This is a genomic window from Psychrobacillus insolitus, assembly GCF_003254155.1.
Taxonomy (GTDB): Bacteria; Bacillota; Bacilli; order Bacillales_A; family Planococcaceae; genus Psychrobacillus; species Psychrobacillus insolitus.
Window position 1 is genome coordinate 31,642 of the sequence record NZ_QKZI01000004.1, and the last position, 14,024, is coordinate 45,665.

The 14,024-nt window shown below is 38.5% G+C and carries 10 protein-coding genes and 1 riboswitch; all 10 genes read right to left on the reverse strand.

Annotation, left to right across the window (positions count from 1 at the left end; all coding sequences use genetic code 11):
* Positions 1-283 precede the first annotated feature (283 nt).
* The 10 genes from metH to C7437_RS10720 all read right to left on the reverse strand — a co-directional run bounded on the left by metH (position 284) and on the right by C7437_RS10720 (position 12,978).
* On the reverse strand, positions 284-3,721 hold the full coding sequence (gene metH / locus C7437_RS10680) for a methionine synthase (RefSeq protein WP_111439670.1): 3,438 nt from the start codon (positions 3,719-3,721) through the stop codon (positions 284-286).
* Positions 3,702-5,561, reverse strand: a complete 1,860-nt coding sequence (locus C7437_RS10685; RefSeq protein WP_111439671.1) for a bifunctional homocysteine S-methyltransferase/methylenetetrahydrofolate reductase — start codon at positions 5,559-5,561, stop codon at positions 3,702-3,704. Before C7437_RS10685 ends, metH begins: the two co-directional genes overlap by 20 nt.
* 158 nt (positions 5,562-5,719) lie before the next feature.
* A riboswitch (SAM riboswitch) is annotated at positions 5,720-5,828 on the reverse strand.
* Between the two features lie 583 nt (positions 5,829-6,411).
* Positions 6,412-6,555, reverse strand: coding sequence for a hypothetical protein (locus tag C7437_RS16985; RefSeq protein WP_170122362.1), 144 nt, complete (start codon positions 6,553-6,555; stop codon positions 6,412-6,414).
* 65 nt (positions 6,556-6,620) lie between these two features.
* Positions 6,621-7,214, reverse strand: coding sequence for an adenylyl-sulfate kinase (gene cysC, locus C7437_RS10690; protein WP_111439672.1), 594 nt, complete (start codon positions 7,212-7,214; stop codon positions 6,621-6,623).
* Positions 7,215-7,237: 23 nt separating this feature from the next.
* Positions 7,238-8,380 (reverse strand): sulfate adenylyltransferase, encoded by a 1,143-nt coding sequence (sat, locus tag C7437_RS10695; RefSeq protein WP_111439673.1) that lies wholly within the window; start codon positions 8,378-8,380, stop codon positions 7,238-7,240.
* Positions 8,377-9,099, reverse strand: coding sequence for a phosphoadenylyl-sulfate reductase (locus C7437_RS10700; RefSeq protein WP_111439674.1), 723 nt, complete (start codon positions 9,097-9,099; stop codon positions 8,377-8,379). Before C7437_RS10700 ends, sat begins: the two co-directional genes overlap by 4 nt.
* Positions 9,100-9,114: 15 nt before the next feature.
* Positions 9,115-10,188 carry a sulfate/molybdate ABC transporter ATP-binding protein gene (locus C7437_RS10705; RefSeq protein ID WP_111439675.1) on the reverse strand — a complete coding sequence of 358 codons (1,074 nt, stop codon included), beginning with the start codon at positions 10,186-10,188 and terminating at the stop codon, positions 9,115-9,117.
* A 16-nt stretch (positions 10,189-10,204) separates the two neighbouring features.
* A complete protein-coding gene (gene cysW / locus C7437_RS10710; RefSeq protein ID WP_111439676.1) occupies positions 10,205-11,077 on the reverse strand; it encodes a sulfate ABC transporter permease subunit CysW in 873 nt (290 codons plus the stop codon).
* A gap of 11 nt (positions 11,078-11,088) precedes the next feature.
* Complete coding sequence (gene cysT / locus C7437_RS10715; protein ID WP_111439677.1) at positions 11,089-11,928, reverse strand: sulfate ABC transporter permease subunit CysT; 840 nt, start codon at positions 11,926-11,928, stop codon at positions 11,089-11,091.
* A gap of 33 nt (positions 11,929-11,961) precedes the next feature.
* Positions 11,962-12,978, reverse strand: a complete 1,017-nt coding sequence (locus tag C7437_RS10720; protein ID WP_111439678.1) for a sulfate ABC transporter substrate-binding protein — start codon at positions 12,976-12,978, stop codon at positions 11,962-11,964.
* Between the last annotated feature and the right edge of the window lie 1,046 nt (positions 12,979-14,024).

Here is a 14,024-nt window from a genome sequence, read left to right on the forward strand (position 1 = left end):
CTCACTTGTTTTCTAAATCTTTTTGAACTTATGTTTCCAATATTCACTTTGCTGATTTTCGTTCCGAGCGGCGACTCCGGTGGGATTAGCATGACAGGTGAGACCCCACAGGAGCGCGGTTTTCGCGACGAGGAGGCTCACCGCACGCCCCACGGAAAAGCGTCCGCTCGGAACGAAAATCAGCGTGGATCAAGATTTTATTTCACCAACGTCATTTATTGTACAACCCAAAAAACACCGCCTACAGAATAAATACCTGTAGGCGGTGTTTTCGTTTTATTGATCAATCCACTACAAAATATCTCGCATCTGGATGTGCGAATACCATTGCAGAAACGGATGCTTCTGGTTCCATCATGAATCCTTCTGTTAACTCGACGCCAATATCTTCAGGTCGTAACAAGCCAAATAATTTAGACTGATCTTCTAGATTTGGACAAGCTGGATAGCCGAAAGAGAATCGTTGGCCTTGGTATTTGGCAGCGAAACGATCACGCATTGTAAAGTCCGTTGCATCTGGGAAGCCCCACTGATCTCGAATTTCTTGGTGAATTCGTTCAGCATATCCTTCTGCCACTTCTAGAGCAGTAGCCTGCAATGCATGACTTTCTAAAAACTTCCCTTGTTCTTTTAGTTTCGTCGCTTCTGCACGTACACCGTGACCAGACGTTACTTGCATAAATGCAACATAGTCCATTTCTCCACTATCCACTGACTTCAAGTAATCAGCTAAACATAGGAATGGTTCTGCAGATTGGCGTGGGAATGTGAAACGCTCAATTTCCGTTTTTGAGTCAGTAGGATCATAGATAATAACATCGTCTCCACTTGATTGAGCAGGGAAAAATTGATACATCCCTCTTGGTTTCAAAATACCCGACGTTAAGAATCCAGTTACTAGCTCATGAAGTGCAGTTGCACGCTCATCTTTTTGTACTAATAATTTCTCACTGAATCCTTTTAACCCTAAATGATGGCCGATTAATGTTCGCATATTTACATATGGGTGAAGATGCGCCATAGAGTAATCTTTTTGCACATGTCGACGAAGATCTTTCGGTTGGTAAACCTGGACATCTTCTCGGACAGTTTTTACTGGCTTTTGTAAAACTGCGACAGCTTGTTTGGAAGCACGAGTCGCCTCTGAAACTTTACGTTTCTCTTGTTGAATACCAAGTTCTTCTAATAAAACTTCTTTATCTTCCGGATTTTGCAAACGATTTGCAAGGTCTAATCCGATCATTGCATCTTTTGCATATAGAACTGGACCATCGTACTCAGCAGAAATTTTTGTTTCTGTGAAACGGCGAGATAGAGCTGCTCCACCTACAAGTATCGGTACATCAATACCCGCTTCTTTAAAGTCTTGTGCTGTAATGACCATTTGATGAGCAGACTTAACAAGCAACCCTGACAAGCCTATAATATCTGGATTTTCTTCACGAATTACTTCGATCAATCTAGCTGGGGTAACTTTAATCCCAACATCTATTACTTTATATCCATTATTACTTAAAATAATCTCAACTAAGTTTTTCCCGATATCATGAACATCGCCTTTTACAGTAGCAAGGACAATTTTCCCTTTACCAGAGTCGTCTTCTTTTTTCTCCATATACTGCTCCAAGTGAGCAACAGAGGCTTTCATGACACCTGCACTTTGAAGTACTTCCGCAACAATGAGTTGGTTTTCATTGAATAGACGCCCTACTTCAGACATCCCAGCCATAAGTGGTCCATTAATGACATCTAGTGGAGTATCATACATGTGAAGTGCTGCTTCTAAATCAGGGATTAACCCTTCTTTCGTTCCTTCAATAATATAATAAGCTAAACGTTCCGGAACTGTTTTAGGAATATCATCTTCTGTTTTTTCTTTTTTCTTATCTCGATAAAAAGCAGTGAAATCAGCAAGTGTTTTGTCCGTTGTTGTAAATAACAACTCGTTTGCCATGTCAATTTCTGGTTTAGGAATAGACGCAAATCGCTCCAATTTCTCCGTATTCACTATCGCATAATCGAGCCCTGCCTGTGTACAATGGTATAAATAAACGGCATTCAATACTTCACGACCAACAGGTGGAAGACCAAATGATACATTACTTACGCCAAGAATCGTTAACGTACGAGGCATTTTTTCTTTTATTAAACGAATGCCTTCAATTGTTTCAACCGCTGAACCTATATATTGTTGATCTCCTGTCCCTACTGGGAATACCAGCGGGTCAAAGATAATATCTTCCGGTGCTAGTCCCCATTTATTCACAAGTAAATCATACGAACGTTCCGCAATTTCAAGCTTACGCTCACGTGTAACGGCCATTCCTATTTCATCAATCGTTCCAACTACTACAGCTGCTCCGTACTTTTTCACAAGTGGCATAACTGCATCGAATCGCTCTTCTCCATCTTCCAGGTTAATCGAGTTAATGATTGTTTTACCTTGTGAATATTTTAGTGCTTCTTCAATAACTTTTTCATCTGTTGAATCAATTACTAGTGGTACTTTTACTTTTTTCACTACTTCTTGCATGAAAAGTTTCATATCCTCTATTTCTTCACGGTCAGGATTGGCAAGACAAATATCAATAACATGTGCGCCGCCTTTAACTTGAGCACGAGCAATTTCAGAAGCTTCTTCAAACTTCCCTTCAACAATCAATCGTTTAAATTTACGTGAACCAATAACGTTCGTGCGTTCCCCGATGAATAATGGACGCATCGAATCATCGTATTGAAGCGGTTCAATTCCAGATACAACATGACCATGATTGATTTCTGTAGGTTTACGTGGAGCAATGTCTTTTACTGCTTCACGCACTGCTTTAATATGAGCAGGAGTCGTTCCACAACATCCACCAACTAGGTTTAACCATCCTTTTTCTGCAAAGCCTTTTAACTTTTTAGAAAGTGATTCTGGTGATTCATGATAATGACCTTCTTCATCTGGTAAACCTGCATTCGGATAACAACTAACGTAACCATCGGATAACTCTGAAAGTGAGCGGATATGATCCGTCATAAATTCAGGTCCCGTTGCACAGTTTAGTCCAACTGAAAGTGGCTTAACATGCTCAATAGAAATATAGAATGCTTCAATACTTTGTCCAGCTAAAGTCGTACCCATTGGCTCAATTGTTCCAGAAATCATAATCGGAAGTTCTATTCCTGTTTCATCAAATGCTTGTTTAATACCGATAGTCGCTGCTTTTACGTTTAGCATATCTTGGCTCGTTTCTAATAAAATTAAGTCTGAGCCGCCTTCTACTAATGCCTTCGCTTGTACATAAAAGTCATGCGTCAATTCGTCAAACGTAATTCCCCCTGTAACAGATAGCGTTTTCGTCGTTGGTCCAATTGCACCAGCTACAAAACGTGGCCATTCAGGTGTAGAGAATTCAGCTGTACATTTTTTTGCAAATTGCGCTGCACGTAAGTTAATCTCATGAGCTTGATCACCAAGATCGTATTCATTTAATACAACGGGTGTTCCGCCAAATGTGTTCGTACAAATAATATCAGAACCGGCTTCTAAATATGCACGGTGTATATTTTCAATAACCTCAGGATTCACGATATTCAAATACTCATTACAGCCATCGTATTCTTCTCCGCCAAAGTCTTCTGGAGAAAGATCTGCATTTTGAATCATTGTGCCCATTGCTCCGTCAATGATGAGAATTCGTTTTTGGAGTTCTTCTTCAATTAGATGTTTGGACATAGGTGTGATCTCTCTCTTTCTTCGCATCGATTTCTTGAATATATTTGATCAATTCCAGTGACGTATCATATCGAAGGAAAGGTGTAATAATATAGATACCATTAAATAACTCAGCTGCTGTATCAATTAGCTCTTTCGCTATTTGAATACCTTCTGCAGTCGCGCGGTCTTTATCTTCCCCACAAGCCCGCATTCTTTCTAACGCGTCCTCCGATAACTTAATACCGGGTACTTCATTGTGTAAAAACTCCGAGCTTCTAATGCTAGTAAGCGGCATTACACCGATGAATATTGGCGTCGATAAGTGCTTCGTTGCTTCATATATTTCTTGAATTTTCTCTTTTGTGAACACTGGTTGCGTGATGAAATAGTCCGCTCCACTTTCAATCTTCTTCTCTAGTCGTTGCACCGCTCGATCCAAAACTCGAACATTAGGATTGAAAGCAGCCGCAACTGAGAAATTCGCTTTCTTTCGGAGTGGTTTTCCTGAGAATGAAATACCCTCATTCAACTGTTTAATCAATTGGATTAGTTCCATACTCGAAACATCATACACACTTGTCGCACCTGGGAAATCCCCCACTTTTGTCGGGTCACCAGTAATTGCTAATATATCATGCATTCCAAGTGCATCAAGTCCCATTAAATGAGATTGCAGCCCGATTAGATTACGATCTCGGCATGTAATATGTGTTAGCGGACGAATTTTATGCTCTAGTTTCAGCATAGACCCCATCGCTAAATTACTAATACGCGGAGATGCTAACGAATTATCAGCCATTGTGATAGCATCTATTCCAGTCGCGTGCAATGCTTTTGAACCTTCGATAAAAGTTGTAATATCTAAGTGACGTGGAGTATCTAGTTCTACTATAATTGTTCGTTCCGTTTTTACTTTTTCATGAATTGGTTGTGATTTTGGTGGCTCTGCGTCTCGTATAACAATCGGCTTTCTTGGCGTCACTACTTTGTTCGTGATTGGTGCCAGGTTTCCAATGTATTTTTTGACTGCTTCAATATGCTTTGGAGTCGTTCCACAACAACCACCTATTAAGCGCACGCCTTCTTCACGAAGAAGTAAAGCAGCTCTACCAAAATAATCAGCTTCTGATTCGTAGACAATACGACCATCTTCTACGTCGAGTAAGCTCGCATTTGGGAAAGCAGATAAAAAAGCTTTTTTAGGTAGCGTTACTTCTTCAAATGCTTGAATTGTGTGATGCGGACCTAGTCTACAATTGACCCCGACAATATCTGCTCCTAGTGCTTCTAACTGATGCAGTGCATCATTCAGCGCCAATCCATTTTGCAAAATACCTGGTTCATGCATCGATACTTGTGCAATAATCGGTGTATTCGTTATACTACGTAAGTATTTGACTGTCGCCGATAGCTCTTCAAAGTCATAATATGTTTCTAATAGTAACCCGTCTGGATTTCCAGTAAGTAAATGATTCGCTTGCTGATCGACCATTCGGACAATATCCTCAATCGTTGCATCACTCTTTCGAATCCCTCGGATGCCTCCAATTGTTCCAAGTACAAATTGTCCACCAGGTGCAGCAGCTCGCTTAGCAATTTGAATCGCTGCTTCATTAATTTCTTTTATTTGATTCTCTAATCCATAGCGTTCTAACTTAATCGCATTTGCACCGTATGTATTCGTTTGAATAATATCTGCTCCAGCAGCGATATAATCTTGGTGAATCTTTTCTATAATTTCTGGTTTTTGCAGATTCAATTCTTCATTACAGTAATCTATTCCGTACGAGTAAAGCAGAGTTCCCATAGCACCGTCCGCAGTTAACATTCTAGTCTTTAGTTCTTCTAACAAACCCAAATTACTCATCTCCCTATTTAGAAAAGCGAAAGCGCCTATTACTGCCCCGAGGAACAACATTGCTTGCGCTAGACAGTTACCCAGTAAAAGTATTATTCTTTCTTATATTCAAAAAAAGCCTTCTAGGAAAAGAAGGCTTTACGATATCAATTCGTTCCTCTTCATCTATCAGACATTTAGATGCCTGCTGGATTTAGCACCTGACCACATCAAAGGCTGGTTGCTGAAGCTTCATAGGGCCAGTCCCTCAGCTTCTCTCGATAAGAATTCACTATTCAGTTTTTACTTATTATAATTATACTACCGTGACATCTCTTATCAGTCAAGATTATTTTTTGTAAAAAAGAGAATTTTCTTATATCTTGTCGATTAAGAAAAGTGGAAGCACCTATCTTTAAGTAAGACAGCAAATGGACAGGCTACTAAACCACGCCAAAAAAACCAACACAGCGCTGAGGAGCAAACTAAAAAGCTTTGACTTACATGGCTGTAAACTATCAAAACCAAATTAGATATTTAAAATTTCTACGCGTTTAATATTCTATTTAAGTTATTAATCCCGATTTATAAAATACAGTAAAATGAACATACGACTTATCCGAAAATAAGTGCAAAAAGAGAATTTCCTTACATATTTTGTACTTATTTTAAAATATGTCGTATGTAGATTTTGGCCATTTTTGAGTTTTGCGAGTTTTTTTGATTGGTTGGTTTTAGGAGCGCTTTCTTTTTTCAGCCACAAATTGGAAGGTATTTGAGTCTAACAGGTTGAAGTTCTATTTCATTAAATGTTTGAACAGATTACTTACTTCATTAAAAATACCCTGCATTTCTGCAAGGCATCATTAGTTTATATGGATGGCATTTCATTAGAACCATTATTTAAGGTTGCTGCACTATCGTATGCAATTAATGTGACTCCAAGTTTACCTTCTAATTCATTAATTTCTTGTAATTGCTCACGGTCAAGGTCAGCGAATTTACTTTCTTCCATTTAATCACACATCCTTTCTTAGAGGTTAGTTTATCCTCCAAGAAATAGATTATGCAAAAAAGAAATTAAATAAGCCCTTTTTCAAGTAAAATTGCTGTGAGTTGCTCTACACATTGCTCGATAGAATACTGCTCCGTATCTAAAATAATTTCTGGATTTATCGGCTCCTCATAAGGTGCACTAATGCCTGTAAAGTTTTTAATTTCTTCATTGCGTGCTTTTTTATATAAACCTTTTGGATCGCGTTTTTCGCATTCTTCTACCGAACATTTAACATATACCTCAAGAAAATCGCCCTCTTCTACTAGTTCACGTACTAACGATCGATCTGCACGATACGGCGAGATAAATGCAGTTAAAACAATTTGTCCACTATCTACAAAAAGCTTAGCCACCTCACCAATTCGACGAATATTTTCTTTACGGTCCTCTTCTGTGAACCCTAAATCATTGTTTAAACCGTGACGAATATTATCACCATCTAATACGTACGTTTGATTGCCTCGTTCAAATAGAGTATGGGCAAATGCATTGGCAACAGAAGATTTCCCCGATGCAGATAAACCTGTAAACCATAAAATAAAGCTTCTATGTTTATTTTTCTTATGGCGTTCCTCTTTTGCAATGGATGCCTCATGCCACACGATGTTTGTACTCATTATTTATTCCTCCCTTTTTCCATTTATGAAAATGCTTCTTTACGAAGTCCTTTTATTAATACTTCTACTACTTCTTTTCTACTAAATGAACTAGGTGGGATTTCACCATTTCTCAACATTTCACGTACTTTTGTACCCGATAAAATAATACGACTTTCGGCATCGTGTGGGCATGTTTTCGTTGTTGCCATCCCTTCACAAGCTGTGCAATAAAAGCTATGTTCAAATTTAAATGGTTGAATGCCGATTTCTTCAGGTGTAAATAGCTCAAACAATTCTTGTGCCTCGTATGTTCCATAATAGTCACCCACACCAGCATGGTCACGACCGACGATGAAATGTGTGCAGCCATAGTTTTTCCGTACTAATGCATGGAAAATTGCTTCTTTTGGTCCCGCATAACGCATCGCCGCTAAAAATACACCTAGTTGTACACGTTCTTTTGGATAATATTTATCAAGTAACACTTCATAGCTTTCCATACGAATCTCTGCTGAAATATCATCTGATTTCGTTTCCCCAACTAGTGGGTTTAAAAATAAACCGTCTACACTTTCAAGAGCTACCTTTTGGATATACTCATGTGCGCGATGGACTGGGTTACGTGTTTGGAAGCCTACGATTTTTTTCCAACCATTCTTCTCAAATAGTTCACGTGTTTCCTTTGGCTCAAAAGTATATTCAGGGAATAACTTCGATGTCTTTTTGATCAATGTGATTTTACCACCTACATAGATAGCTGGACGTTCATGAAGTTTTTTCACTCCTGGATGCGCTAAATCATCTGTTCCATATACTTGCAACGCTTCTTTTTCTTTATTTGGTGTATAAATATCAGACACTTCAATAATGCCGTACACTTCACCCTCATATGTTAACTTCGCTTGGTCGCCAATAGCTAAACCTGCCGCAGCTACCTCTTCTGTAATCGGCAATGTAATAGGGATACTCCAAACTAGACCTGATGCAAGTCTCATATTATCTACGACAGATTCATAATCTGCCTGTGTTAAAAATCCTGCAATTGGGCTATATGCTCCAATACCTATCAATTCCAAGTCACTTAGAGAAGTTGCATCAAGTACAATTTCCTTATTAATAGTAGTAATGTCTGTGTTTGGTTCGTACGCTTGTATTAAAACGCCGCCATGTGGTTGAATGCTCATGCTTTTCCTCCTATTTGTCGGCTATGTAAGCCGCATTCTGTTTTTCCTTGTCCTTGCCATCTTCCTTCACGTGAATCTTCTCCAGCAGTAACTTTTGATGTACAATGTTCGCAACCAATACTTGGATAACCCTGATCATGCAGTGGATTGTACGTTAGTTCATGCTTTCGTACGTAACTCCACACATCTTCCGAAGTCCAATGGATGAGAGGACAAATTTTCACTGATTCAAAATTAGTGTCTTTGTTAATGAATTGAACATGTCTGCGGGTTTCAGATTGTTCATGACGCAAACCAGAAATCCATGCTTTTGCACCCGATAATACTTCATTCAGTGGGTCAAGTTTGCGGATTTGACAACATTGGTTTGGATCAGTTTTCCATAATTTATCGCCAAATTGGGTCGCTTGCTCCAATAAAGTTAGGGCAGGCTTCTTCATGACAATCTCAAGTGTTGGATACTTTTTACGCACGTTTTCAATCGTTTCATACGTTTCCTTAAAATGGACATCTGTATCTAAAAAAACAATTTGTGCATTAGGCTGCACTTTCGCTATTAAATCAATTAGCACAATACCTTCAATACCAAAGCTACAGGCATATACAATTTCTTTGCCATACTCTTTAAAGCTCCATTCAAGCACATTTAGTGCTCCTTTATATGTTTCATCAATATCAAACGAAGTTGTTGGCTCTTTCCAATTTTCATACGTCAGCACAATTTCTTCCCCCTTTTAAATAACAAAATCTTCCGGAATAAATACTTTCATTTCTTTTGGACGTACATAGACTACTTCACCAACCGTTAAATCCAACTGGGCATGTTCAGCTTTATTTAGCTCTACTTCTACATACGTATCGCTATCCTCACGTTTTAATTCAATATGCCACTTGGGACCAATGGAATGGATGAAATAAACCTTTGTCGCAATGGCATCCACGCTTTTCTTTTCTCTCTCTATATTCAATTGATACGGTCTTACATAACCAACTGCATTCTTATCCATTGCATCCAGATAATCTGGCGCATCAAATTGGGCATAACCTAAATTTAACTTTCCTTTATGCAATCTCCCATGGAATAAGTTTACATTTCCTAAAAAGTCATACACGAATGGGCTCGCAGGGTTGTCATACACTTCTGACGGCGTGCCAATTTGTTCAATTTTCCCATTATTCATAATGACTATACGATCCGCTACATCAAGCGCTTCTTCTTGATCATGTGTAACGAAAACACTTGTTACATTAATTTCATTGTGTAATTTTCGTAACCAACTTCTTAATTCCTTCCGCACCTTTGCATCAAGAGCCCCAAAAGGCTCATCTAACAGTAACATTTGAGGTTCTACAGCGAGTGCTCTAGCTAGTGCTACACGCTGTCTTTGACCACCCGAAAGTTGGCCTGGATAACGCTTGGCAAATCCACTCAACTTGACAAGCTCTAATAACTCATTCACCTTCACTTCAATTTCTTTCTTTGAGGGACGTAACCGCTTTTTACGTACATTTAAGCCAAATGCGATATTATCAAATACCGTCATATGCTTGAATAATGCATAATGCTGAAATACAAAACCCACATCACGCTGGTTTACATGCTTGTCAGTTAAGTCTGAACCATCAAAAGAAATGGTCCCTTCTTCAATCGATTCAAGCCCTGCAATCATACGTAGCAATGTTGTCTTCCCCGATCCCGAAGGACCCAAAAGCGCTACTAACTCACCCTTTGGTATATTTAAACTAATATCCTTTAGTGCTTCAAACGAACCATAATGCTTAGTTACATTGGATATTTCAATTGTCATATGTCATCATCCATTCTTAAGCTGTTTGTTGTTTTTCTGCGCGCCATTCAATCCACGCTTTAATAGTAAGTGTCAGGATTGCAAGAAGTGACATTAAGGATGCGACAGCAAAAGCCGCAGAAAATTGATATTCATTGTATAATATTTCAACATGCAAAGGCATCGTATTGGTCATACCACGTATACGGCCAGATATGACCGATACTGCACCAAACTCACCAATGGCACGAGCATTACAAAGAATCATACCGTAAAGTAATCCCCACTTAATATTAGGCAATGTTACACGTACAAACATTTGCCACCCACTTGCTCCAAGTGAAATGGCTGCCTCCTCTTCCGCCTTCCCTTGCGCCTGCATAACAGGAATAAGTTCCCTTGCAACGAAAGGAAGTGTCACGAACATCGTCGCAATAACAATCCCTGGTGTGGAAAAGAGAATTTTAATACCGAGTTCTGAAAACAACGGACCCATGACGCCTCGAGGTCCAAAAAAGAGGACGAGAACTAGACCCGCAATAACAGGTGATACTGCAAATGGTAATTCAATTAAGGATAATAATAGCTGCTTGCCTTTAAATTGAAATCTCGTAATTAGCCAAGCCGCTGCGATACCAAACACGGTATTTAACGGTACCGTAATAAGTGTTACAAGCAACGTTAACTTTATTGCATCTAACGCATCACTATTTGTAATAGCTGCAAAATAAACCCCTGAGCCTTGTTCAAAAGCTTTGACAAAAATATAAACAAGAGGGACAAGAAGGAATATCGATAAATACAAGAACATTACAGTAATCAATACACGCTTTGTCCAGTTCGTTTCCTTTTTGACCGCTGTTGGTTTATGTATATGTTTTCCCTCATTTTTTACTAGATCTGTAGCCATTACATCACCTCCTATTCACCTTGCATTTCATGCTTTCTACTCCATTTTTGAAGTAAATTAATAATAATGAGACAAAGGAAAGACACAACAAGCATCACAGCAGCAATTGCTGTTGCACCTGCATAATCGAATTGTTCCAGCTTCGTCATGATCATAAGTGGTGCAATTTCTGTATTCATCGGCATATTTCCCGCGATAAAAATGACCGAACCATATTCCCCAATACCACGTGCAAAGGCTAGTGAAAATCCAGTAAGCAACGATGGCAACAATTCTGGAAAAATGACTTTAGTGAAAATTTGCTTTTTCGTTGCACCCAAACTGGATGCTGCCTCTTCCACTTCTTTTTCTATATTTTCAAGCACTGGTTGGATTATCCGAACTACGAATGGTAAGCCAATAAACACTAAAGCAACCGTAATTCCTAGTGGGGTAAAGGCAACCTTTATGTTTAATAGGGTAAAAAATTGCCCTATCCAACCATCTTCTGCATACAATGTCGTCAGTGCAATACCTGCAACAGCTGTCGGAAGTGCAAATGGTAAATCGATCAGCCCATCAATAAGACGCTTTCCTGGGAAACTATAACGTACTAGCACCCAAGCAATCATTAAACCAAACACGGCATTTATTAACGCAGCGGAAAACGCAGTTAAAAAACTAATTTTATATGCATGTAACACTCGGTCACTTGTTACTACTTCAATGAACCCTTGCCACCCCAGTTTGGAAGACTCAATAAATACCATGGACAACGGAATGAGAACAATTATACTCAAATACATTGTCGTAATACCCATGGTTAGTCCAAAACCAGGTAGGACGTTCTTTTTTCTTCGTTTTCTCTTCATTTCACATACCACCAATCAGTTCACTGCATCTATTTATTCATAAAACGAGTCAAATACTCCACCATCTTTAAAATGTGTTTCGTGTGCTTCTTTCCAGCTACCGAACACTTCATCTATCGTGAATAATTTAATTTCTGGGAATTGATCTTTGTATTTTGCTACTACATCTACGTTACGAGGTCGAAAATAGTTTTTTGCAGCAATTTCTTGACCTTCAACTGTGTATAAATAGTTTAAATAAGCCTCTGCCACTTCTTCTGTACCTCTTTCATCCACAACACTATCCACTACAGCAACAGAAGGTTCTGCTAAAATGCTCGTTGACGGCGCGATAATTTCAAATTCATCTTCACCAAATTCTTTTAATGAAAGGAATGCTTCATTTTCCCAAGAAATTAATACATCACCTAAACCTTTTTCAACAAAAGTAGTTGTAGATCCTCGTGCACCAGAGTCAAGAACCTCTACATTTTTATAAATACTTTGAACAAATTCTTTTGTTTTTTCTTCATCATTATCAAATTTTTCAAGCCCATAACCCCATGCAGCCAAGTAATTCCAACGTGCACCACCTGATGTTTTAGGATTTGATGTGACAACTGATATGTCTTTCTTCGTTAAATCATCCCAGTCCTTAATACCTTTTGGGTTATCCTTGCGAACTAAAAAAACAATTGTTGACGTATATGGTGCCGAGTTATCATCTAAACGTTCAATCCAATCACTATTTAATAAATCTTGATTACCGATCGCATCAATATCATATGCTAATGCCAATGTCACAACATCAGCTTCTAGTCCATCAATCACCGAACGCGCTTGACTCCCGGAACCACCATGTGATTGATGGATTTTCACTTCTTGACCCTGTTCTTCTTTCCAATACTTCGCGAATGCTTCGTTAAACTCTTGGTATAGTTCCCTTGTCGGATCATATGACACATTCAAAATTTCTACAGTCCCATTCCCATTTTCTTCACCACATCCAGATAGTAGTAATAATGTAGAAAGAATAAAAGCAGTACTCTTAAATAATACTTTCCTTTTCATGGCAAAATGCCCCCTCATTATTTTTACTTTGCCTTCAGTAGTACCAATCAGCAAATTAAGCCTATCAGTTAAGTATGTATTTAGTTTTTAAAAAAAGACTTCACATTGAAAGAGATTCCCCCTCTTCAATATGAAGCCTCTAGCTTTCTAGTAAGCATCAGTATTTATCAATTCCAACCATTCTTATAGACATAGTATATAAGAATGGTTGGAATAATGTCAATACTTTGTTTTTGGATAACAGTAAAAACTAAAATTAAATGAATAATGCTCGTTCCTAAAGTAAAAAAACAGCTAATGCGCCCTTTTTCTATTTGGACTTTTATAGTTCACTTTGCACAAAACTTACGATAATAGGATAAATGAGAAAGACAGAGATGAGCTACGTGACTGCGTCATGTAGCTCATCTCTGTTTTCGGTCTTCCTATTACGATTGTTTGTCCATCGCTCCCCTAAAATATCGAAGGGAAAAGGGCAAATGCTTTTGGGAATAAAAGAGGAAATCCTTTTCTATGTAATAATCAACGCCTGAAGATGCAATTTCAGGCTCCATCGGCTCTTCTACAAAATAATGCTTACTTATTTTTATAGAAGAGTTCCTTGTCTATATAAGTTACTAGAAGAAAACAAGATTCTGTTTAGAAGTGGTTCAAAAAAGTGGAGAAGCATTCATCCAAGTAAGACGTGACATGAAAGCCGAAATATCATCTTCGGCGTCCTATTTAGGTAAGCATGCGGCTCCTCTCTTCTTAACCAAAGCTTTCACACAATAATTCCGATTATTTTTGGAGAGCGGCGGACAGCCATGAGTTACACAATTATAAAAAGAGGAATGGGCGAGAAAGTGACGCGGTCGCTTTCTCACCCATTTTTTGTCTTTTAAGTAGTTTTGTAAGCTAAAAAAACCGTCCAGAGCTATCTAGAAAAAATAGTAAAAATCGCGTTCAAAATCAATGGGATTCTTATACTTGCTTATTATTTAAAATTATATTCCGTTACAATTTTTTCACGGTCAGTTGTTAGATCATTGTAGTATTCATATAAG

Coding starts and splice junctions, on each gene's coding strand:
- C7437_RS16985 (WP_170122362.1), bottom strand. CDS start 6,555: ATGGAAGAAAGTAAATTCGCTGACCTTGACCGTGAGCAATTACAAGAA.
- C7437_RS10705 (WP_111439675.1), bottom strand. CDS start 10,188: ATGACAATTGAAATATCCAATGTAACTAAGCATTATGGTTCGTTTGAA.
- metH (WP_111439670.1), bottom strand. CDS start 3,721: ATGTCCAAACATCTAATTGAAGAAGAACTCCAAAAACGAATTCTCATC.
- cysC (WP_111439672.1), bottom strand. CDS start 7,214: ATGAGTACAAACATCGTGTGGCATGAGGCATCCATTGCAAAAGAGGAA.
- cysW (WP_111439676.1), bottom strand. CDS start 11,077: ATGGCTACAGATCTAGTAAAAAATGAGGGAAAACATATACATAAACCA.
- sat (WP_111439673.1), bottom strand. CDS start 8,380: ATGAGCATTCAACCACATGGCGGCGTTTTAATACAAGCGTACGAACCA.
- cysT (WP_111439677.1), bottom strand. CDS start 11,928: ATGAAGAGAAAACGAAGAAAAAAGAACGTCCTACCTGGTTTTGGACTA.
- C7437_RS10720 (WP_111439678.1), bottom strand. CDS start 12,978: ATGAAAAGGAAAGTATTATTTAAGAGTACTGCTTTTATTCTTTCTACA.